The organism is Clostridia bacterium (assembly GCA_036654455.1).
Classification (GTDB): Bacteria; Bacillota; Clostridia; order Christensenellales; family CAG-314; genus JAVVRZ01.
The window spans coordinates 206301-227562 of the sequence record JAVVRZ010000003.1 but is presented as its reverse complement, the minus strand read 5'-3'; the positions used below and the strand labels follow the sequence as shown (position 1 = coordinate 227562).

Below are 21262 nucleotides of genomic sequence, written 5' to 3'. Positions count from 1 at the left end.
GCTTTTTCAAGAGCTAACTTTTCTTCACGAGCTTTTTCAAGAGCTATACGCTTTTCCTCAATTTCTTTTTTATGCTGTTGCTCTTTTTCAAGCCTTGCTTGTTCAAGTAGAGTTTGCCTTGCCTGCTTGTTTAGAGCGACTTGCTCTTTGTGAGCCAGTTCCTTTTGTTCTCTTATTTTTATCCGCTCGGCTTGCCTTGCCTGCTTTCTCAACTCCACTTCGGCTTTATGAGCGAGTTCCTTTTCAATTCTTAATTTTTCTAATTCTACTTTTTTGGCTTCCAATTCGGCTTGCTTTCTAATAGCTTCTTGCTGTTCTTTAATAAGTCTTTCGGCTTGATTTTTTGCCTCTATTTTTTCAAGTCTTGCAAGCTGTTTTTGCATTTTCTTTAAATTTTTAACCCTTGTGGCTTGTTTTTTGACTTCTAAGGTTTTATCTCTCTTGTAAGCGCCTACAATGTAAGCGTATTTCTTAATTTGTTCTTCGAGAAAGGCGATTTGCTCTTTCTTTCGGTCTAAGGGATTTGCGCTAGTGGGATTAAATTCTTTTTTAATGCCTAGGGCTTCTTCAAACATAGCGAGGTTGAGTCGCTTGGTCTTAAACGCAAGCGTGCTAAACGTCGAGGACAGCGTTTGTTGGTCGGTCTTACCTTTTTGGTTGAATTGCTCTTTGATATCGTTGATTAGTTCACGCATCTTGTCAAAGTAATATTGATTGATTAAATCAACGTTGTTTGCCGTCGTTGTTCTCGGTAGCAACGGGTCAAAATTGACAGTACGCAAAATTTTATATTTACGTGAAGTAAGTTTCTTAGCGTTTTGCCTATCTAATAAGTTGTTGTTTGAGTCGGCATTGTAAGCAAAAGTAAGCGTTGCGGCTAAAATTAAATAGGAAATATCGTCGAAATACTTACGTTTTAGCTCGATTGGCGCAGAAGAAACCGACAACTTACATTCTATTTCATTATTTGCCGACAAATAACTCCAACAATCGTAACAATTTTTGTAGTCGATATTTTTAGAAAATAAATTCGTTTTGTTGATAGGCGGAACGACTTTTTTGTAGGTCGACAACGTCTTGTAAAAAAGGGTGTGTTTGATTGACTTAATTTGCTTTAATAACTCTTTGATGTTGGCTAACAACTGTTTGTTCTTCTCGACTACAACCTTGTCGCTACTCTCTTTGTCCATCTTCATATTGATGTTGCAGTCAAATTTGCGGTCGTCTATAATATATTGCGAAGTTACGTCAAGAGAGGTTGTATCTATTGTGTTAATTCTGTCGCCTATCTCGTCGATTGCCTTCAAACAAAAACGTTCAATACGCAAAATTAAGGCGTACACAACTCTATTTTCGTATATGCCCACTTCGACTTCGGCTACGCCAGTATTTAATTGCTTTGGCTTAACCGCACCGTCGTCGTCTATATCGTTGATATCGCTTGTGTGTCTTGCTAAATAACGAATTGTTTCGCCGTCGACTTTTCTTGTGCGGTCGACAGATACAATTTGTCTTTCTTCTTTAATAAAAATTCTTGGATTGGTAACAATTCTTTGAATAGATAATAATGTTGAGTTGACTTTGTCAACCCAGTTGTCGTCAATTAATAGTGATTGAAAAATTTGCTGGCTACCTACTCTGTTATTGCCAGCTTTTATGCAGTTGTGAACGCTTTCAACCGGCGAACGCAGTTTTTTATTCTTTTGTAAAAAAGCCTCAATATAATCCTTCATTTTACTATGCCGTCTTGATTAGTTGTTTAATGTACTCGATAGATTGCGTCATAACGCCCTTGCCAAATTGTTTGTCAAGTAGGGCGATTAAGCCGTTGAGCTCTTTGGTTAAAAAAGGAATATTGAGCATAGTAAATTTGCGGAAAATTTTGCTCATAAATATAAAGTCTAAACTTTCAACTTCTGTACCGCCACAAGCGACATATACTGGCACAAAGGTCTCTATTTGCCGTTTAATACGGTTACCAAAAGAAATCTTTAATTTCTCGGTCAAATATTCGTCAATTATGTTGATATTCTCACGTGCCTGATTAGATATATGATAGTCGGTCGTAGCCTCGTAAAACATTCTTTCTAGGTAGTCGTAAGACATATTGACGCTACTTGCAAGAGGGGCGTCAAAATATTCGCCTCTTTTGTTAAGGTCAATAGCTATCGTACGGTCATAGACCTTGTCGGTTATTGTAAAGGTTGAGTCGTCTTGGTTAGCCGTGCCTACAAACCATAAGTTTTGAGGAACTTTAAGTTTACCTTCGTTAAGAAGTTCGGGGTCGTCGTAAGATTGCCTTGCTATAACTTCAATATTCCATTCGTCGACATCGGGCATTTCCATAATTGACAAAAAGTCTGCAAAGTAATATTCAATTCTTGCAAGGTTCATTTCGTCAAGAATTATAAATTGCGGGTCGTCACGATAGTCCGCCTCGTACACGCTTGCTAAAAAGTCGGTTTCGTTAAATTGTTTATTAAATTCGTTGTAGTAGCCAATAAGGTCGGCACGGTCACGCCAAGAAGGTTGAACCGATACTATGCTTGCATTACCGCCGAAAAATTTAGCCATAGCGTAAGTAAAGCTAGTTTTACCCGTGCCTGAGATACCTTCAAGTATAAGTACTTTGGTTGTAGCCATACCTGCAAAGTAACATCTAACAGCGTCAAGAGTATAATAAAGATTAAGTTGACTGCACGCAAAATTTCTAAAACGCTCGGTAATCTCTTTAAGAGTAAGCCTATCTGCGTCGCTCATTACGGTTACGTGCGGTTGATTCTCATATTGTTGGTCAAGTAAAGATAACTTGTTAAATCTAGTGGTGAGTTGGGCGCTTGCGCTTGCGTCAGCGTCTGCCTTTGAGTTGTCTGCAAAACTGCCTGCTACCTTAGTGCCTAGTTGCAACTCGTAAAGACGAACTTTCTCTTTGTTTAGCTCGGTAATTTGCATTTTTGCAACGGCTAATTCTTCAAGAAGTTTGTCTTTTTCAATATTTTTGCCTCGATATATAATATATCGTCTTATCCATTGAGCTATGCGGTAACAAAGAAAGAAGATTAGTACTGCGTTTACAAGCACGACAAATATCCAAACTAGCCAACCCCAAAAATTCCACTCGTCCATAGCCACGCCAAGACTGTTAAAATAGCTTGGAAAGTCAGTTGTAAAAATATTAGCAAAAGCCGAAAAAATAGTTAGTATAAATTTCCAGATATTGCTAAAAAATTTTAATATAAAGTCTAAATAATATTGCGCAAACTCAGTCATCTTATTGTTACCAACGCTTTTTGTTTATTTTATTTATTTGGTTTAGAAGAAGATTAATCTTGTTGCTTAGGAGTTTCAGCCTCGGTATCAACATTTTCGGGCGAACTCTTTGTGGCAAGCTGTTCTCTTATCTCGGCTTCTAATTGTTTTCTCATTTCTTCTTTATCTATTGCAGACTTTGCTTTATTCCTTTGCACAAAGGTGATTATTAGCATAGCTACAAAATAAGCTACTACGAGTAGTGACGGTAACACTATGGCTACAAAAAATCCGCTAGGAGTGCTTATCCATAGACCGAAACCACCGCCGTCTACTTTAATTTTTTCGACCTTGCCTACTACAAAGTCTATCGGCGAACGTTCAGGCTCACTATCTACCGCCGCCGCATCGCCTCTTGTCAAACAAGTAAGGATTTTTTCGCCGTCAAGACTCCTAACAATGCCGACAATTCTGTGAGTATTGAGTATCTCTACCCTGTCTTTGCCTTCGCCTACGACCATTTTAAAGGTAATGAGGTCGTCTACCTTTAAATTTTGTTTTTCTTCATCGTCTAATTCGTCAACGACAAGCATATCGCCCTTCTTGAAACTGCCTAACATAGTGTCCGTAGTAGGCTTGCGGTTTGCTTCGTCGCTTGACCACATTGAATTAGATTCTACCGGCAAGTACAACTTGCCAAAATAAGCGGTATAACCTTTTCCGCTTGACGCTATTACATTAATTGCTACAATCAGTAATAATACGCAAAGAATAACTGCAATTACGTCGATGATAATTTCAATAATTTGTTTTTTTGTCTTCTTCATTGTTGTATCCGTCCTTAAATTTGAATTAGCTCTTGATATATTCTCCTTTCTCATACCGCTTATTTACAGTATGAGAAAGAAAAATATAATTTATTTGTTGTTTGATGCTGAGTCAAATTTAATTATACCTTTGTTTTAATAAAATTGCAACAGTTAATTAAATTTTAGTTAATGTTATTTTTGTTCTACGGAATTTTAATACCCGAAATTTCAAAGTCTATCGTTAAGTCGTCGCCGATAATACCGTTAAAACAATCGCCGTCTTTGCCTTCTAGCCATACTACTACGGCTATATGTAGCTCGACTTTGTCCGTGATATTGCCTAACGTATCGCCACCTTTGCTTACTCCGTTAAGCTTAACTCCGTTTGCGCAAGTTACTTCGGTAGTATTTGTCGTGCCATAAGCATCGCCATAGGAACAGTCAAATAAGTCGGCTGCTAAGTTGTTATCCTTCCACCCTTGGTCGTAATTAGGATTGTAGATATATTTTAACGTATAGACATAAGGACTTTCACCTGTGCCTTCGCCGGTTATTATAAATATTGCTACCCTAATAGCGTTTTGAGCGTAAGCTACTATCCTGTCGCCTTGCTTAGAATTTGCGCCGGTATTGTTGCTATCATAGTAAGAAACGTCTAAGGTGTCTTGACCGCTGACAGTGTAACCCGGGTAAGTTGGCGTTGCGCCTTGCGCAAATGGATTTATATAGCTATATGTATTGGTAGTTGAGCTATTTGGCTTTACAAGTAAGCTAGTCAACTTCAATTCCATTGCGTTGTCGCTTTTAATCCAAAAGTTTTGAACAAAGAAGTCTTTGTCGGTATTAACGTCGCTAACGCTACCTTTATTTGTATATTCTCTTGTTCCGCTAGTTTGGTTGCGTGTCATCTTCTCAAATACATAGTTATCCCAAGCGTTAGAACCCACAGCTAATTTAGGTGAAACGGGCGCTAATGTCCTTACCGCATCTTTTGCGGGCATTCCCGGGCTACCTTGTGAAAGTTGAGTTCTATAAGAGCCTTCTGCGTGATTTGCTGATATTTCTAGCCCGCCATAAGAAGTAACTTGAAGATTAAGTCCTGAAACATCAACTGTATCATTCATAGAAAACCACGCATAAGTTGTAGTGCCGGACAAGGCTATGACTGCAACAAGCGCCGTAATCATAATGACTAATTTTCTAGTTTTGTTCATTATTGTTCTCCTTAATTTTTATGCCTGTGATTAATTAAACTACTTTTGTTCCCTTAAAGCTAAAACTAACTACAAGCTTGTCGCCGATAATGCCGTTAAAGCAATCGCCGTCTTTGCCTTCAATCCATACTACAACTGCAATTTCTTGCGCTACGCCTGCGGTAAGAGTACATATCACGTCAGCGTCTGGGACTGTCTTAATGCCTGTCATTTCTACGTGAGTAGTTGTTCCAAGAGCTTGGTTGCTAATAATATCGTATAGGTCTGCCGCTAAGTTAGCTGTGTTATTTGCCCAACCTAACGTTGAGTTAGGGTCATAAGCAGCTTTAAAAGCATAGGTGGTGGCGTTTACTGTAAATACTGCAAATCTTGTAGCATTTTGAGCTTCGGCTGTAATAGCTCCGCCCGTTGCAATGTCGTCGCCTGCTCCGCCATAATAACTTACGTCAAGAGTTTTGCCTGCTGTTGGAGCATAAGCGGTGCCCGCTCCGTCTGCGTCAAATTTATCTTGGAAAGGGTTTTGAACATTTTTGCCAGTTCCAGCAACTGCGCCGATTGTAAGTTTGTCTAACGTAACCGTCATAGCTAAGTCAGATTTGAGCCATAGATGTAATACATAAAATCCGCCTGTTGCGCCCGGAGTTGCTACCGTGCCGGTTTGCGTTCCTGCCTTGTCTTCAAAAGCGTAAGTTGCGTCCCACGCAGTTGTACTTAGCTTAGGGGTAACTGCGGTAAGAGAGATATCCGCCGTACCGGGCATACCTAGCGCTGTGTCGCCGGACTTTAAATTCATACGGTAACTACCGTCTAAATTATTTGCCGAAATCATAAGCCCTTCGTTGCCATCAACGTTAAAGTTGAGCCCGTTAACGCCTACTGTGTCGTTCATAGTAAACCAAGCAAACGTTGTTGTGCCTGCTAGGGCTACTGTAAGAATTAACGACATTACTAATATCAATATTCTTCCTGTCTTCATAATTTTCTCCTTAATTTTTTTAATTTTTTATAAGTGTTATTTTTTTAATTTTTATAAGTGCTTAGACAACTTTTGTGCCTTTAAAGGAAAAGTTAATTGTAAGGTTGTCGCCGATAATGCCATTAAAGCAATCGCCGTCTTTGCCTTCTAGCCATACTACAACTGCAATTTGTAGAGGTGTTCCGTCAGCTGCAACTTGACCAACTACTGAGGTGGGTATTCCGTTTACTATGCCTGTGCTTTCGGTAACGTTGGTTTTAAGACCTTTGTTCTCGATAACGTCATATAAGTCAGCGGCTAAATTATTGTCTTTCCAACCTTTATCATAGTTAGGGTTGCTAATAAAGCTTAGGGTGTAGACACCGTTAGCAATAGTAAATACTGCAAATCTTATTGCGTTTTGCGCTTGCGCCGTAACTGCTTCGCCATAAGCTAAGTCTGCGCCTGTTCCGCCATAATAACTTACGTCAAGAGTCTTACCACTGTCTGGAAGATAAGCGTTGCCACCGGTTCCATCTGCGTCAAAGCCAGCTGTAAATATATTATTAAATGTCTTTGCCGAACCGCCATCTTTTGCAATTACTTCAAGGGTTGCAAATTTGATATCCATCTTCTCGTCGCTTTTTAGCCAGAACTTCTGTACAAAGAAGTCTTTACCGGTTGCCCAAGTTTTAACGTCACCCTTATCTACGTTGGCTCTATCTAAAAAGTTAAATGTTCCGTCTGTTGTGTCCCAAGCGCCTGACGCTAGTTTGGGCGTAACGGGTTTGAGAACTATTTCGGTTGCGCCGGGCATACCAATAGCTGTGTCGCTTGACTTTAAGTTAGCACGGTAGCTACCTGTTGTTCCGTTTGCCGAAATCATAAGCCCTTCGCTACCACCTACGTTAAAGTTAATACCTGTAACGCCTACTGTGTCGTTCATGGTAAACCAAGCAAATGTTGTTGTGCCTGCTAAGGCTACTGTAAGGACTAGCGCCGTTACTAGTAAGAATAATCTTCCTGCCTTCATAATTTGTTCCTCCTAAATGTTTTAAAAGTTTTTAATTTGTTTTTATTTTAATTTGTTTTACTTGTTTATTTTTGGTTGACAGTTTATTTGATTAGGTTGTTTATTTCTTACTTGATATTTCAAAACCCATAGCAAGTCTAATCGAACCGCCCTTAATTGCGTTTGTACACTGTTCGTCTTCGCCTTCAAGCCATAAAATTACAGTATACTTGTGAGTTTCTTTAAGCCCGATAATATATTTTTGATTTACGATATGCTTGCCGTCCAAAAACATTTGAGTGCTGTAACCGTAACCTGCGTTGTTTTGCTCTAAGTATTGGTGGTCTTCGGCAGTTCCGTCGGGTCTTGCCTTTGCGTAGATTGTAGACAAACCGTCCTTAATAACCATTATCCTTACCGCAGAGCTTACGTCAAGAAATTCGCCTTCGATATCGATTGTTGCGTTATATGATACCGGCTGAGTCGACTCGTTACGCAAATAGAAGGTGTATGCAAAGTACATACCTTGATTGCCCTCGTACCTGTTGTGCGAACCGCCTAAGTGTGTCTTGTCGCTAGGGTTGATAGTACCATAAGTAATATTTGTAAGGTTCTTAACGCCCGGAGCTATTAAGTTTGCGCTAGAAGAAGTAAAATCTGGCATCTCGCTCAGCGAAAGCCCCCACAAGGTGTCCTTCTTAACGCTTACTATATAATTGCCAACCTTATCGCCGTAATAAGTTACCGCCATTATTGATATTGACAGCAAAGAAGTAACGATAATTGCAATAGTGGATATTCTTAATAGTGTTAATCTTCTTGACCACTTTGCAACTTGTCTAACTCTCATTGGCATCTCCCTTAATAATAAAAAGTCACTTGCTTGTATGTTACAATCAAATGACTATTTTGGCAATATTACTATAAAAAAACCATTATTCTAAGCTAACTTAATTGTCAGCTAAAATAATGGCTAATTACAATATGTATCCAAAAATAAAAAAGCCATTATAACATACTTGTTATAACAGCAACTGGCTATCTAAATTAATAGACCCTATAGCTTTGCGTCCTTACCTCACGATAAGTTTGCCTTTATGTTTAACCTATTGTAACACAACAAAAACCGACTGTCAACACATTTATAAAATATTTTAGTAATAATTTAAATACTAAGATACTCTTTGTTACATAATAAATTTGTCATATTACAAACACTGCTATTTTGCAAGTAGCTAAATACTATTATAGCATTATAATTACTAATAGTATATACAAAAAAATAAAATTATGATAAAATATTTTAAATACATAAGGACGAAAGTACAAATGATAACAAAAAATAGAAATAATTTTTTAGAAATGTTTAAACTTTTTCAGCGAAGCATACTTTATCCTATTTTTATAGCGGTAATTGTTTTGCTAAGTAGTCAGTTTAACCTTGAAGTGATTACGGTTTGTATACTTTGCGTATTTATTATCCTAACTTTTATAATAGGGAACGACTTAATTACCATTTCGCCTATACTGTTTATGACGGTTATGTGCGTAGGGCAAAAGGAAAGCGCAAATTGGTACAAGACGGGTATTGTACCATATATCCCCTATATTATAATTCTTTTTGCATTATTAATCGCCTCGATTATCTTTTACTTAATTAAATACAAGCCCAAAGTTAAACTTGACTTGCAGTTTTGGGGGCTTGTAGCTATCTCGGCATCGCTTACGCTTGGCGGTATATTCTATACTGATTACAATATACTTTCTATGTTAATGGGCGGAGCGTTTGCAATTTGCTTTGCGGGTCTATACGTTCTGCTTAAAGCCGGAACAAAAACTTCCTCTATGCAGTATATTGCAAGGACGGTAATTGTAGCCTCGGTACTTATGCTTTGTCAAATTGCCCTACTTTATATAAGGAGCGAACCGCTTCGCCAAACATTTAATAAAGGGTATGTATATATGGGCTGGGGCGTGTCTAATAACTTTGCTAATATTTTGCTTGTTGGGCTAGCTTTTACCCTCTACTATGCAAGCGTCAGCAAAAGAGGATACATCTTTACTATTCTTTCGGCTTTAATGATTGTCGGCATCTACTTTACATTTTGTAGAGGTTGCCTATTACTTTCGCTACCCCTATTTGCCTTAGGTATGGTATTTGCATTGATTAAAAATCAAAGGGGTAGGCTAGGCAATATTATTTGTCTTGTGACTATGGCGGTATTTGTTATATTGATTGCGATTATCAAGTGGGATACCGTTTACGCAAGTTTACAACACTATATACATTCGGGTTTGAATGATTCGGGTAGATTTAAAATTTATATGGAGGGAATAACTAAAATATTTGTAAAAGAACCATTTTTAGGCGTTGGCTTTATGGACAGATATTTAGAACAACCGCCAAGCATAACCTACTTCTACCACAATACATTTATACAATTTCTAGTCAACTGCGGAATAGTAGGTCTATTAAGTTACATCTTCCACCGCATAACTACAATAATCGTAATAGTTAAAAAAATTACCGTCGATAGATTTTTCTTAGGGCTAGGGCTGTGCGCCATTATAGGCTATTCGTTTATTGACTGTTCTTTCTTTTTCTTCTACTTTATATTTTATTATGTAGTATTTATGGTGGCGATACAAAAAGACTATGACGCAACTATAAATAAACAAAAGACGGTCTTTGCCCCTTTAAACCGTCGGGCAAAAGTTCTTTTTCCCTTTGTAGAAGCAGGACTAGGTCATATTATGCCTATGAAAGCCGTCGCCGATGCGTTTGAAGCAAAATACGGACAGCTTTGCGATGTTACACGAACTTCATTTTATAAAGATAGCAACAAGGCTAGTCTTGTTGCCTTTGAGCAACGTATGGTAGAAGAAGTTAAACGCTACAACACTTTGCGTGGATATGGCAAACTATGTTTTTTTGGTATGCACTTATTTGGAAAAGATGTCTTTATGGAATTTATTATGGAACGTCTTGTAAAAAACGCTTATGCCGATAGTTACGATTTAATGCGTCAGTTCGACGCCGATATTGTGTTTAGCACGCACTGGGCTACTAGTTACGTGGCAAAACGCTTGCCTAACCCACCGCAAAATATTCTATATTGCCCCGACGCAGATATGGATATGCAGTGGGATATTGACCCCGACTTAACGCTAATCAGCGTGCAAAAAGGCAGAGACGAGGCTGTTAAATATTTGGGAGTAGATAAAGACAAAATTGCCGTAGTTCCCTTTGCAATACGAAAAGAAGCGCTTTCAATAAGCTTAGACAAAAATGAAAATCGTAAAATTATCGGCGTACCCCTTGATAAATTTACCGTTGTGCTTGTAGACGGCGGTTACGCTTGCGGAAAACTTAAAGACGTAGCGCAAGAATTAATAAAACTTGATTTGCCTCTAACCGTAATAGCCGTATGCGGTAGCAACAAACAAATGTTTGAAGAACTGTCAAAACTTAAAGCCAAACCAAACATTACCTTCTTACCGCTAGGATATTGCAATAATATGCTTAACGTAGTAGGTTGCGCCGACTGTTTTATGGGAAAAAGCGGAGCTAACACTATCGCCGAGTTTTGCTACTTTGGCGTGCCTAGCATCATTACCCTCTACACTACCCCTATTGAAAAGGCAATCGGGCAGTATTACATCAAAGTCGGTTGCGCAGTAAAAGCAAATACCGTAAAGCAAGCAATTAAATACTTACAAAAACTTTATTTTGACGCTGATTTACAGCGTGAACTTAAAGCAAAAGCTCTCTCGACCCACGCTTCTTACGGCGCAGAACAAATTGCCGACCAAATTTACCAAAAATTGAACGAACGCAATCCTAAAATATAAAAATTAATCGTGTAACGGCAATGAGAGATTAAGTAATTTTTGCAAAGAATTGTCTAAAATTTATTTAAAATATAACAAAAAAAGGCGGATAGACGTTATGCTATCCGCCTTAAATATTGTGTCAAATGACTATTTTTTAAAAAACGCTACTCAAAGCCTAACATTACAATTCCACAAATCGTCAAAAATATAGCTATATAATGTTTGTAAGAAAGTTTCTCTTTAAGGAAAATTCTACTCCAAATTACCGAAAGCACACAGTAAGAAGATATTATAGGCGCAGATACTATTGCGTTTGCGCCGATTGCAAATATATAGGCAAACTGTCCGCCTGTTTCTAATATACCGCCGAAAAGTTTGGGGAGGTCGGCTTTTAGGGTGAACCTTTGCTTTTTAAACAAAACTATCACAACAAAAGCTATAAACCCTACTGTTAAAAATGTCAATTCGTAGGCAACGTTAGCTACGTTTTCGTCCATAGTTTCTAGTACGACTGCATCGGCAAACGTACCCAAAGCGTCAAGCAAGCAGTATAACAAAGGCAGTAAAATTGCAATAACGCTTTTTGTATATTTAACGTTTGCTTTTTCTTGTCTAAGTATCCGCATTTGTTCGTCTTCTCTATACTCTACAATTCCTAGCCCGACTACTCCGGCAACGGTTAGACAGATTGCAATTATTTGTAAAGTATTTATTTCTTGATGAAGAAAAATAAAGCAAAGTAAGGCCGCAAGAGCGCCGGAAGAGTTGCATACTGGGGAGGAGATAGACAGTTCGATATATCTTAGCCCGATATATCCAAGTAGCATAGAACCTATGTAGAGGGCTGAAACAGGCAAGTATTTTAAGATATCGCCAAACGTAATGGTTACGCCCCCAAAAACAAGTTGGTAAATTGCGTGTAACCCCATAACAAAACCAACCGCCATAATCATCTTAAAGTGGCTGTACTTGTCGTCGGGACGAGAACCAACTTTACTAAATAAGTCAGACCCGCTCCAACACAATAGAGCGATTAAAGAATATAAATACCACATAGCCCCTCCAAATAACTCAATAAATTCCTACTTTTATCAAGCTCAACCATTATAGCGTATTACCTATGGTTTATGCAAACGCTTTAATAATAAATTTAAATGTTAAGGCAAAATTATCTATATGACTTAAATATTGTTTTTAATACTCTTGAATATTTATTTTAAAGTGTTATACTTTAATTGAACAAATAATAGGAGGTAATATTAATGCCAATTACAAAGCAAGAATGGATTGAGCTAGAACATAAATCTAGTCAAATCAAACAGCTAACTCTGGATACTTGTCACTGGGCGGGTAGCGGACACATGGGCGGTAGTTTAAGTTCGATAGACTTTTTAACGCTATTGTATTACAAATACCTTAATTTCGACCCCAAAGACTATCAAAACCCCACTCGTGATAGGTGCGTTATTTCCAAAGGACATATAGGTCTAGCCCTTGCTCCCCTATATTCTACCTTAGGACTTGTAGACAAAGAAGAACTAAAAACATTTAACTTAACTAAGAGCAAACTAGGTATGCACTTAGACTTTCACAAGGTTAAGGGGTTAGAAGCTTCAACGGGTTCTCTTGGTCACGGCAGTTCGCTTGCTCTTGGAATAGCTCTTGCCGGAAGAGTAAACAAACTTAACTACAAAACTTATGTTTTGTTAGGCGACGGCGAATGCGACGAGGGTAGCGTTTGGGAAGCCGCAATGGCTACGGCAAACTACAAAGTTACCGACTTAATTACCATAGTCGACCGAAACAAAGCTATGATTGACGGACCTACCGAACAAGTTATGAAACTTGAACCTTTTGCCGACAAATGGAGAGCTTTTGGTTTTGAAGTTATTGAAGTAGACGGACATAATATGTACGATATGAGTTGCGCTCTTGAAAAAGCAATTAAAGCTACCGACAAGCCCGTTTGCATTATTCTAGATACGATAAAGGGCGAAGGCATTAGCTTTATGGCTGGCGATTACAAGTGGCACTATGGCTCAATGGACGACGCTAAATATGTTATCGCTCAAAAGGACTTAGAGGAATATCTTGCTAAACGCTTGCAACGCATTGAGGAGGTAAACTAATATGGGAGGAATGAATTACACAGCCGTAGAAAGCACAAAGATGGCAACGGCAGAAATATATGGCAAAACGCTTGTCGAACTTGCCGAAGCTCACCCCGAAGTAGTAGCTCTTACGGCAGACTTAGCTAAATCAACTAAAATAGGCGACTTTATGGAGAAGTTTCCCGACAGATTCTTTAATATGGGTATTGCCGAACAAAATATGTTTGGTACTGCCGCAGGAATGGCGCTTGCAGGTCTTGTTCCATTTGCTAGCACTTTTTCAGTTTTTGCAAGTATGCGAGCTACCGACCAACTACACACCGATATTTGTTATCAAAACTTAAACGTAAAAATTATAGGTACGCACGGCGGAACGTCTTTCGGTCAAGCCGGTAGCACTCACCACGCAATAGAAGATATTTGCGTTTTGCGAGGACTTGTCAACCTAAAAATAATCGTCCCCGCCGATGGTATCGAAACGGCAAATGCGGTTAAAGCGGCTTACGCTATGAAAGGCCCGGTCTATATTCGTATCAATCGTGGGTTTGACCAAACAGTTTACAACACAGCCGACTATGGCTTTGAATTCGGCAAGGGCGTAGTTATGCAAGAAGGTAACGACATTACTCTTATCGCAAATGGAAGTTGTGTTTTCCAAGCTATACAAGCGGCAAAAATACTAGAAAACGATTACCATATCAAGGCAAGAGTAATTAATATGCACACAATTAAGCCTATTGACAAAGACATAATCATTAAGGCGGTAGAAGAAACTCGTAGAATAATCACAGTTGAAGACCACTCGGTAATAGGAGGGTTAGGCTCTGCCGTAGGCGAAGTGATAGCTACTAGCGGTAAAGCGTGCGCTTTTACAAAACTAGGACTGCAAGACACCTTCTCCGAGATAGGTTTCCACGAAGATTTATTGTCAATTATAGGTATCGACAGCAACGGCATTGTTAAGTCCGCAATAGCTCAACTTAAAAATACATCGGTAGCGACGGTAGATACCGGCAAGGGCGCAAAGACGCTATTTAAGTTTAACGACAAAGATTTTGAAACAGATATTGACTGGACAGACGAGGTGTAATTATGAATGACATTATTACCCAAGACGATTTATATGCCGCACGAATATTCTTTAACTCGGCTCTGCCACTGCTTAAAGTAGTAGCGACTGATTGCGAAAAGATAGGTAAGAAGTTTCTAGGCAAAAAAGTCGTCTTTCAAGTTTCGGCGCTTTACAACAAAGCCGAACAGGGCAAGCTTGCAACATATATCGTAATAGATAACGGCAACTTTGACATTCACGTTAGTCAAATACACCCTAACCCCGACATAGAATTTATATTTCCCAACCTAAAAAAGTTTATTATATTCTTTTCGGGAAAAGGTATGCCACTACCTAAAATGAAGGGCGTAATTAAGCACTTTGGCGCATTTTTGGCAATTATGGGCGCTCTACTCAAAATGGCGGGGCTACTTCAAGCCAAAGACCCTCCAAAAGATTTGACCGACCAAATTTTACTTGTAAAGTTATATTTTTATCTCTTACCTAACGGTATTAGCCAACTTAATAAGCAGGGACATAGCTTGGTGACTAAATTTACGGCAAATTCTCCCGACAGAGCTTATGCGTGGGCGGTTACGGGCTATGACGAGCTGTCTAGCTACCTAAGAATTTGTCAGGGAAATTCCAAAGCAGGCAGAGGCAAATATCCACGCTGTACTCCTTTCCTTACTATGCGGTTTGACACCCCCTATCACGCCCTAGAAATACTAATGAGCAAAGCCGATATGATAGACTATATTGCAAAGCAATTCTTAATCGTAGAAGGAGCGCCGGAATTTGCTTCAACGTTAGGCGAAATGTTACTTACGGTTGGCGCTTATGCGCAAGGCACATATTTCTAACAATTAAATAAATTTGTTAAAAATATAAATGGAAGTTCTATTTAAGAACTTCCATTTTTTGTAAATTTTTGGTTGCATTAATTTTGTTTAAAATATCTATCTTTTGTACCCCTTTAAAAAAATAAATATCTATCTTTTATAAATTTTATGTTTTTATTGATAAAGAATTGTTTAGGTGGTATAATAATTTTGCGAGGTGGTTTATGCAAATTTTTACAAATGGCAACTTTTTAATTAAAGATAAGTTTATTGTCGGCGACCTTGCCGTAGAAAAAAATAAAATTGTAAATTTCGTATCAAATAATACGGCAAAAGATATCTCAGCTGGCAAAACCAACAATAAATATCCTAAAAATGCCGAAATAATCGATTTAAGCGGTAGAAAAGTAGTCGCAGGACTCTGGGATATTCACACCCACGGCGCAGTCGGTTACGATTTTAACAATTTGACAACCATAACTCAATTAGAAAAAGTATTAAATTATTACTATTCTTGCGGAGTTACAAGCGTATTTCCCACAATTATGACGGATAGCGACAGCAATATTAAGCGTAGTTTAGACTTTTTAGCTCGGGTAAGTTCAAATTATCCTATAATTAAGGGCATACACCTAGAAGGTCCGTTTTTGTCGCCTAAATATTGCGGAGCGCAAAACAAAGACTATTTGCAAATACCTAATGTGGCAAAATTTAAAGAATTTCAGCAGTCGGCTTGCGGACTAATCAAATATATCACGCTTTCGCCCGAACTTGACGGAAGTAGAGAGCTTACGCAATATTTAGCAAATTGTGGCGTTACGATTTCGCTAGGTCACTCGGGCGCTACCTATCGGCAAACGCAAGACTGCATAGACTTAGGCGCAAAGTGCTTTACGCACACTTTTAACGCTATGCCAAACATTGACCATCACCAACCAAATATAACCCTGTCAGCTGTACTTGGCGACAACTTTTGCGAATTTATTCCCGACGGCAAGCATCTTGAAAAAGAAATTATTCAACTGTTATTTAAAATAAAAAAAGATAAATTAATAGCCATAACCGACAGCATAATGGCTACAAATATGCCAAACGGAACTTATTCGCTTGCGGGAAATTCAGTTACGGTAGACTACGGTCAAGTTTTTTTGACAAATACGACTACTCGGGCTGGCAGTACGCTTAACGCATATCTAGCCTTGACAAATATTATAAGATTTACAAATTTGCCACTCGAAGAAGTCATAGCGTGCCAAACGGAAAACCCAGCTAAGCTATTTAATTTATTTGAAAAATATGCAACTCTTGAAGTTGGTAAAGTTGCGGATTTTTTTGTAATAGGCGACAATTTACAAACTTATATTAATGGTAAAAGGGTAAATTAAAGTTTATCAAATTAATTCTATGTAGTTTTAATGGCTAAGCTTTTTAATCAATCTAATTTATTTTGTTAATTCGACTATTTCTTTAACTTTTTCTACGCTAACTAGGTCAAAAGAACTTTCTTGCGGTAGAGTAGTTTTGCAAAACTTAATTTGACCATTATTGCTTGCATCAAACCGCTCTTCAAACGCTGAAATGTGGACGTAAGAACAATTTGTAAATTTTACAATTTCTTGTAAATTTTCTTTTCTAATTTTTCCGCAAGCGACAATTTCTAGCAAATTTAGCTCGACTAGACGCTTGATTGTTTGCTTGCCTTGTTGAGCGGTTACGGCTTTTCCGCTTGTTAAAATTCGGTCAATGCCAATTTCTTTAAGTCTTACGGCGTCTTGTTCGGCAGAAGAAATAGATGCGTCGTAGGCTCGGTGAAACACGCACTTGCAACGTCCGTTTATAATATCAACCATTTTTTTAGTCGAAGCAAAGTCAATCTCGCCTTTTGAGGTGAGAAAACCAAACACTAATGAGTCTGCTCCATTATCGATAAAAATTCTTGCGTCCTCTTGCATAACCGATTGTTCAATATTACTATAACAAAAGCCCGCTTGCCTAGCCCTAAGCATAACTGCCGTTTCTAAGTTTAAGTTAAGTTTTGTAAGTCTAAGCGTGGCAAGCGAAGGAGTAAGCCCGCCGAAAAACAAGCTACTACATAGCTCGACCCTGTTAGCTCCACCTAAATAAGCATTATATGCGTCGGCATAACTTCCGCAACAAACTTCAACTTTCATATTTTTTTAAACTTCCTTTTAACTTTTATCAATAAATATTATCATTTTTTCTTTTACTTACGTAAAATTATTTTACCACACGCTTAGCCTATTGACAATATAAAAAATGTAATATACAATTTTTAATGTAGCGGAGGACAAAATGTTTGAAGAATATTCTAATCTTATAGATAGACAATTTAATGCGTATTTGTCAGCTTTTCCTTATAGAACACAAGAAATACTGTCTTATTTTGCTAACCTTAATGCGGAAAGCAAAATTTTATTTAAAAAAGCTATAACGCAACTGACTATTGCCGACTTATTAGATATTAATTTTACCGACTTAGCCGCTCACGTAAATTCAATTTTACTTGCCTATAATACTTTTGACTACGCAAAAACTATCCCTTGCGACATCTTTTTTGACTTTGTACTGCCTTTGAGAATAAATAACGAAAATTTTGTTCTTTTTTCGCCGACTTTTTTTGATTTGCTTAAAGATAAGGCTACCTCAAATAACATTGTCAAAACTATTGTAGACGCTAATTTATTTTGCGCAAGTTTGGCGGAATATGCTTCAACCGACTCACGCACCGCTTCGGCAAAAGCAGTAATTGTCCGTGGAGTTGGGCGTTGTGGCGAAGAAACCGTACTGCTTGTTTCGGTTTTGCGGAGTTTATGCGTTCCGTCAAGGCAAGTCTACTGCCCTTATTGGTCGCATTGTGACGACAATCACGCTTGGGTAGAGGTCTACGCAAATGGCAAATGGTCGTTTTTAGGCGCTTGCGAACCCGCCGAACAACTTGACTACGGTTGGTTTGCTTCAACCGCTACTCGGGCGTTACTTGCGACTTATCCAAAATTTAGGTTTAACAAATTAATAAAAGATACTTATTCTTTGCAATACAATACGCAAAAGTACGCAAAAGTAAGAAAAATTACCGTAAAAGTAAATTTTCCTAAGGCGCAAGACGATAAAGACGATAACGTTCAATCGTCATTAAATTCAAGCGTAGCCGACTTAATAAGTCAAAAAATAGATGTAAAAATTAATATGTGCCTAGTCAACTACTGTCAAATTAAAATTTTACTTACTAAAAAGGTTAACCCAAATAGTCAAGCAATATTTTATGTAGGCGAAGGCGATGTTTTCTTTTTGGCAAAGGTTGGTAGTGTTGTCAGCCTATCTAAAAAAGTTGACGAAAATAATTATATAATAGATTTTGAAACCCCTTTAACGACTTTGCCGTTTGAACTTGTCCCTGCGCCTTATGGATTAATTTCTCAACAAAACCTAAGTAAAAACTATTTAGCGCAATTTGACAAAGCTACAAAAACGCTTAGAACTTCTCACAAAAAAGCTAAGCAAAGCAAATTTAGCTTTTACTACGATTTAGCCGTGGGTAACGCAAACACAATACAACAGTTTGTAGAGCTACCTCAATTTAGCAATACTCAAAAGTTTCTCCTTCTTTCAAGCCTAAGGGATAAAGATTTTTGCGATATAACTCTTGAAACCTTAATAGACACCGCAAGCGTATTTAAATTTAGCTCAAAACAGCCAAGCGACTTATTTATTAAATATGTTTTACCGCCTTACGCCGACTATGAAATGATTTATCCCGTAAGAATGATTTTGCAAGAAAAATTTAAAAATTCTTCCCCGCAAGAAATATATAACCTACTTAGAAGTTATTTAGATTGTGGTTACGTTAACCCAAAAATTTGTCCTAGCGTTGTAAACGCTTTGAAATACAAACTTGTTACTAAGTATGCTCTACCAATATACTTTGTGCAAATATGTCGAGCGATTAATATCCCCGCAAGGCTTAGCCCTCTTGACGCTTCGATAGAATATTTTAACCAAAAAGAATTTGTTTCGATAGACCTCGCCGAGAGCAAAACAAGTCAAATTAAAATTATAAATGAAGACAAATTAGAACTTTCTAATTACTTTACAATAAGTAAATTTGTAGACGGCAATTTTACAAATATTAATTTGCCTATTGACTCTCTTGTAGCCTCTCCGCTAAACGCTATAAATAAGGTTGACGATACAAGCGCTATAAATATAACCGACAAAGAAAATTCGTCTACATTCGGCGTTTCTAACGGAACATATCTAGCTTGCTATGCGTTTAGGCAAATTGACGATTCTTTGTCGGGCGTTATTTCGGTCAAAACTTGCGTTAATTCGCAAATCGACTTTGCGGTTAAACCTATTTGCGACAAAACGGCGGAGCTAATTAAAAGCGTAGCCCTACCTAACTATTTTGCAAACTTTCGCCGTAATTGTATTTACGCTTATGTTGATAATACCGAACCTAGCAAGCATTTGCTTGCCGAACTAATCTTAAATATAGAAATTTTAATTAAAGAAGATATCTTTGTCAAAATTTACGCTAATACTAGCAATTCTTTAATAACAAAGTTAAAAGAATTTAATAATTTTACGGTTGTTTCACACTTTGAACAACAAGAATTTACAAATATAAGGCGTTTAACAAACATAGGCGAAGACCGCTTGCCCTTAGTATTTTGCTCAAAAAACAATCTTTGTCGTTACGCTCACGCAAACTACAACGTAGGCTTAGTTGACCTTTTAATTAAAGTTTTAAAGGTTTAATTACTTAATAATTTATTAAATTTTATTTACAAAAGGCTTTTAAAAGAATTTCTTTTTGTTCTTTTGGTATTGCTCCGTCTTGATTTGGAGAAACATTTATCAAATAATTTACGCCCAAACAGGCTAGCTTTTGGCTTAGCGTGGCTACTTGTTGGCTTGTGCGATAGTTATTGTCAAATTTAGAATACCCCCACGTATTATTTAGCGTGCAAGCGCATTCGTACAGCCCAAGTTTGCTCGGTTTTAACCCGTTTATTGCGTTGTCGTCGTAAGAATTTACATTTAGGTCTTGCGGTATCTCGTTGTCGCCTAAGCTTACATAATCGTAGCTTCCACCGCCTAGTCGAGAATTTACTAGACAGTTAGGTTGCAATTTCTTAACGGTTTGATAGATTATCTTACTTTGGTTAGCCGTCATTTGTAACGGCATATCAAACCAAGCAAGACTAATTTGCCCATAATTACTCATAATTTCTTTAATTTGTGGCATTATTTTTTGTTCAAAACAAATATTATAATTCTTTTTACTTTGGTCGGGGTAATCCCAGTCGTTATCCCAAGAAGAACCTGCGCAACCTACCTTTTCTTCTAAATAACCCCCGCCGTCAGGACAATGCCAATCAATAAATTGCGAATAATATAGTCCAAGTCTTACGCCATATTTTTGACAAGCCCTAGCAAGTTCGCCTATTATATCTTTCTTGTATGGGGTATTGCATACGTTAAAAGCGTCAAATGAATTGAATAGAGCAAAGCCGTCGTGATGTTTTGCCGTAAATACAATATACTCGCACCCGATAGTTTTGGCAAAAGCAACAATGCTGTCGGCGTCAAAACAGGGGGCAAAACCCCCTGCAATTTGCTCTAATATTTTGTTTGGAATACGTGCAAAAGATTGTATCCACTCGCAATAAGAATTACACCGCTTGCCTAAGTACTCTCCGCCTAGCAAAGAATATAAGCCAAAGTGGATAAACATACCTCTTTTTGCCTTAAACCACTTATAGTAGCTGTCATTTGGGTTGTTCATAAATACCTACTAAAATATCCAACAATATTTATTATAAATTTATCGATATCTATAAAATTTAAAGATACTCAAATTAAATTTAACAATATTTGCTATAAAATTTTGTCAATCGTAGACGTAAGTTCTTCTATCTTGCCGTTGTCGCCACACTCAATCGCCTCGACTATACAGTGGCTTAGGTGGTCTTTAAGTATGACTTTGCTCAAACCGTTAAGCGCCGATTTAACCGCTGATATTTGTATAAGAATATCGCAACACTCTCGATTCTCTTCTATCATAGTTTTTACGGCATTCAAGTGACCATTTATACGATTAATTCTATTGACTAACGCCTTGTTATTGTCTAAGTCGTGCATAAAGCTACCTCCCTTAATAA

Annotated in this window: 17 protein-coding genes and 1 riboswitch; of the genes, 6 read left to right on the top strand and 11 right to left on the bottom strand. The window is 37.8% G+C overall.

Annotated elements, in window-relative coordinates; genetic code table 11:
• The 7 genes from RR062_04860 to RR062_04830 all read right to left on the bottom strand — a co-directional run.
• On the bottom strand, window positions 1–1733 hold a 1733-nt coding region (locus tag RR062_04860), incomplete at its 3' end, for a hypothetical protein (protein ID MEG2027039.1).
• A 4-nt stretch (window positions 1734–1737) separates the two neighbouring features.
• Window positions 1738–3270, bottom strand: a complete 1533-nt coding sequence (locus RR062_04855) for a hypothetical protein (protein MEG2027038.1) — start codon at window positions 3268–3270, stop codon at window positions 1738–1740.
• A 53-nt stretch (window positions 3271–3323) separates the two neighbouring features.
• On the bottom strand, window positions 3324–4076 hold the full coding sequence (locus RR062_04850; protein MEG2027037.1) for a S26 family signal peptidase: 753 nt from the start codon (window positions 4074–4076) through the stop codon (window positions 3324–3326).
• Between the two features lie 185 nt (window positions 4077–4261).
• Entirely contained in the window at window positions 4262–5272 is a 1011-nt protein-coding gene (locus RR062_04845) for a hypothetical protein (GenBank protein MEG2027036.1), read from the bottom strand.
• A gap of 34 nt (window positions 5273–5306) precedes the next feature.
• The gene (locus tag RR062_04840) at window positions 5307–6248 is read right to left on the bottom strand and encodes a hypothetical protein (GenBank protein MEG2027035.1); all 942 of its coding nucleotides are present in this window, start codon (window positions 6246–6248) and stop codon (window positions 5307–5309) included.
• A gap of 61 nt (window positions 6249–6309) precedes the next feature.
• Entirely contained in the window at window positions 6310–7260 is a 951-nt protein-coding gene (locus tag RR062_04835) for a hypothetical protein (protein MEG2027034.1), read from the bottom strand.
• 100 nt (window positions 7261–7360) lie between these two features.
• Window positions 7361–8089 carry a hypothetical protein gene (locus tag RR062_04830; protein MEG2027033.1) on the bottom strand — a complete coding sequence of 243 codons (729 nt, stop codon included), beginning with the start codon at window positions 8087–8089 and terminating at the stop codon, window positions 7361–7363.
• A gap of 176 nt (window positions 8090–8265) precedes the next feature.
• A riboswitch (cyclic di-GMP riboswitch) is annotated at window positions 8266–8343 on the bottom strand.
• A gap of 225 nt (window positions 8344–8568) precedes the next feature.
• Between RR062_04830 and RR062_04825 the strand changes: the two genes are divergently transcribed.
• The gene (locus RR062_04825; protein MEG2027032.1) at window positions 8569–11091 is read left to right on the top strand and encodes an O-antigen ligase family protein; all 2523 of its coding nucleotides are present in this window, start codon (window positions 8569–8571) and stop codon (window positions 11089–11091) included.
• Window positions 11092–11237: 146 nt separating this feature from the next.
• On the opposite strand, the gene RR062_04820 is transcribed toward RR062_04825, so the two are convergent.
• On the bottom strand, window positions 11238–12128 hold the full coding sequence (locus RR062_04820) for an EamA family transporter (GenBank protein MEG2027031.1): 891 nt from the start codon (window positions 12126–12128) through the stop codon (window positions 11238–11240).
• 207 nt (window positions 12129–12335) lie between these two features.
• Here RR062_04820 and RR062_04815 point away from each other — a divergent pair, with 207 nt between their 5' ends.
• The 4 genes from RR062_04815 (at window position 12336) to nagA (ending at window position 16462) form a co-directional block, all read left to right on the top strand.
• Window positions 12336–13202 (top strand): transketolase, encoded by an 867-nt coding sequence (locus RR062_04815; protein ID MEG2027030.1) that lies wholly within the window; start codon window positions 12336–12338, stop codon window positions 13200–13202.
• 1 nt (window position 13203) lies between these two features.
• On the top strand, window positions 13204–14274 hold the full coding sequence (locus RR062_04810; protein ID MEG2027029.1) for a transketolase C-terminal domain-containing protein: 1071 nt from the start codon (window positions 13204–13206) through the stop codon (window positions 14272–14274).
• Between the two features lie 2 nt (window positions 14275–14276).
• Entirely contained in the window at window positions 14277–15098 is an 822-nt protein-coding gene (locus RR062_04805; GenBank protein MEG2027028.1) for a hypothetical protein, read from the top strand.
• Window positions 15099–15301: 203 nt separating this feature from the next.
• Window positions 15302–16462 carry an N-acetylglucosamine-6-phosphate deacetylase gene (gene nagA / locus RR062_04800; protein ID MEG2027027.1) on the top strand — a complete coding sequence of 387 codons (1161 nt, stop codon included), beginning with the start codon at window positions 15302–15304 and terminating at the stop codon, window positions 16460–16462.
• A gap of 57 nt (window positions 16463–16519) precedes the next feature.
• On the opposite strand, the gene RR062_04795 is transcribed toward nagA, so the two are convergent.
• Entirely contained in the window at window positions 16520–17248 is a 729-nt protein-coding gene (locus RR062_04795; protein MEG2027026.1) for a copper homeostasis protein CutC, read from the bottom strand.
• A gap of 142 nt (window positions 17249–17390) precedes the next feature.
• On the opposite strand from RR062_04795, the gene RR062_04790 reads away from it, so the two are divergent.
• On the top strand, window positions 17391–19856 hold the full coding sequence (locus tag RR062_04790) for a transglutaminase-like domain-containing protein (protein ID MEG2027025.1): 2466 nt from the start codon (window positions 17391–17393) through the stop codon (window positions 19854–19856).
• Between the two features lie 22 nt (window positions 19857–19878).
• On the opposite strand, the gene RR062_04785 is transcribed toward RR062_04790, so the two are convergent.
• The gene (locus tag RR062_04785) at window positions 19879–20886 is read right to left on the bottom strand and encodes an alpha-L-fucosidase (GenBank protein MEG2027024.1); all 1008 of its coding nucleotides are present in this window, start codon (window positions 20884–20886) and stop codon (window positions 19879–19881) included.
• A gap of 92 nt (window positions 20887–20978) precedes the next feature.
• Window positions 20979–21242, bottom strand: a complete 264-nt coding sequence (locus tag RR062_04780) for a metal-sensing transcriptional repressor (protein ID MEG2027023.1) — start codon at window positions 21240–21242, stop codon at window positions 20979–20981.
• Window positions 21243–21262 lie beyond the last annotated feature (20 nt).

Coding starts and splice junctions, on each gene's coding strand:
- RR062_04840 (MEG2027035.1), bottom strand. CDS start 6,248: ATGAAGACAGGAAGAATATTGATATTAGTAATGTCGTTAATTCTTACA.
- RR062_04855 (MEG2027038.1), bottom strand. CDS start 3,270: ATGACTGAGTTTGCGCAATATTATTTAGACTTTATATTAAAATTTTTT.
- RR062_04790 (MEG2027025.1), top strand. CDS start 17,391: ATGTTTGAAGAATATTCTAATCTTATAGATAGACAATTTAATGCGTAT.
- RR062_04810 (MEG2027029.1), top strand. CDS start 13,204: ATGGGAGGAATGAATTACACAGCCGTAGAAAGCACAAAGATGGCAACG.
- RR062_04780 (MEG2027023.1), bottom strand. CDS start 21,242: ATGCACGACTTAGACAATAACAAGGCGTTAGTCAATAGAATTAATCGT.
- RR062_04825 (MEG2027032.1), top strand. CDS start 8,569: ATGATAACAAAAAATAGAAATAATTTTTTAGAAATGTTTAAACTTTTT.
- RR062_04795 (MEG2027026.1), bottom strand. CDS start 17,248: ATGAAAGTTGAAGTTTGTTGCGGAAGTTATGCCGACGCATATAATGCT.
- RR062_04815 (MEG2027030.1), top strand. CDS start 12,336: ATGCCAATTACAAAGCAAGAATGGATTGAGCTAGAACATAAATCTAGT.
- RR062_04845 (MEG2027036.1), bottom strand. CDS start 5,272: ATGAACAAAACTAGAAAATTAGTCATTATGATTACGGCGCTTGTTGCA.
- RR062_04835 (MEG2027034.1), bottom strand. CDS start 7,260: ATGAAGGCAGGAAGATTATTCTTACTAGTAACGGCGCTAGTCCTTACA.
- RR062_04820 (MEG2027031.1), bottom strand. CDS start 12,128: ATGTGGTATTTATATTCTTTAATCGCTCTATTGTGTTGGAGCGGGTCT.
- RR062_04805 (MEG2027028.1), top strand. CDS start 14,277: ATGAATGACATTATTACCCAAGACGATTTATATGCCGCACGAATATTC.
- nagA (MEG2027027.1), top strand. CDS start 15,302: ATGCAAATTTTTACAAATGGCAACTTTTTAATTAAAGATAAGTTTATT.
- RR062_04785 (MEG2027024.1), bottom strand. CDS start 20,886: ATGAACAACCCAAATGACAGCTACTATAAGTGGTTTAAGGCAAAAAGA.
- RR062_04850 (MEG2027037.1), bottom strand. CDS start 4,076: ATGAAGAAGACAAAAAAACAAATTATTGAAATTATCATCGACGTAATT.
- RR062_04830 (MEG2027033.1), bottom strand. CDS start 8,089: ATGAGAGTTAGACAAGTTGCAAAGTGGTCAAGAAGATTAACACTATTA.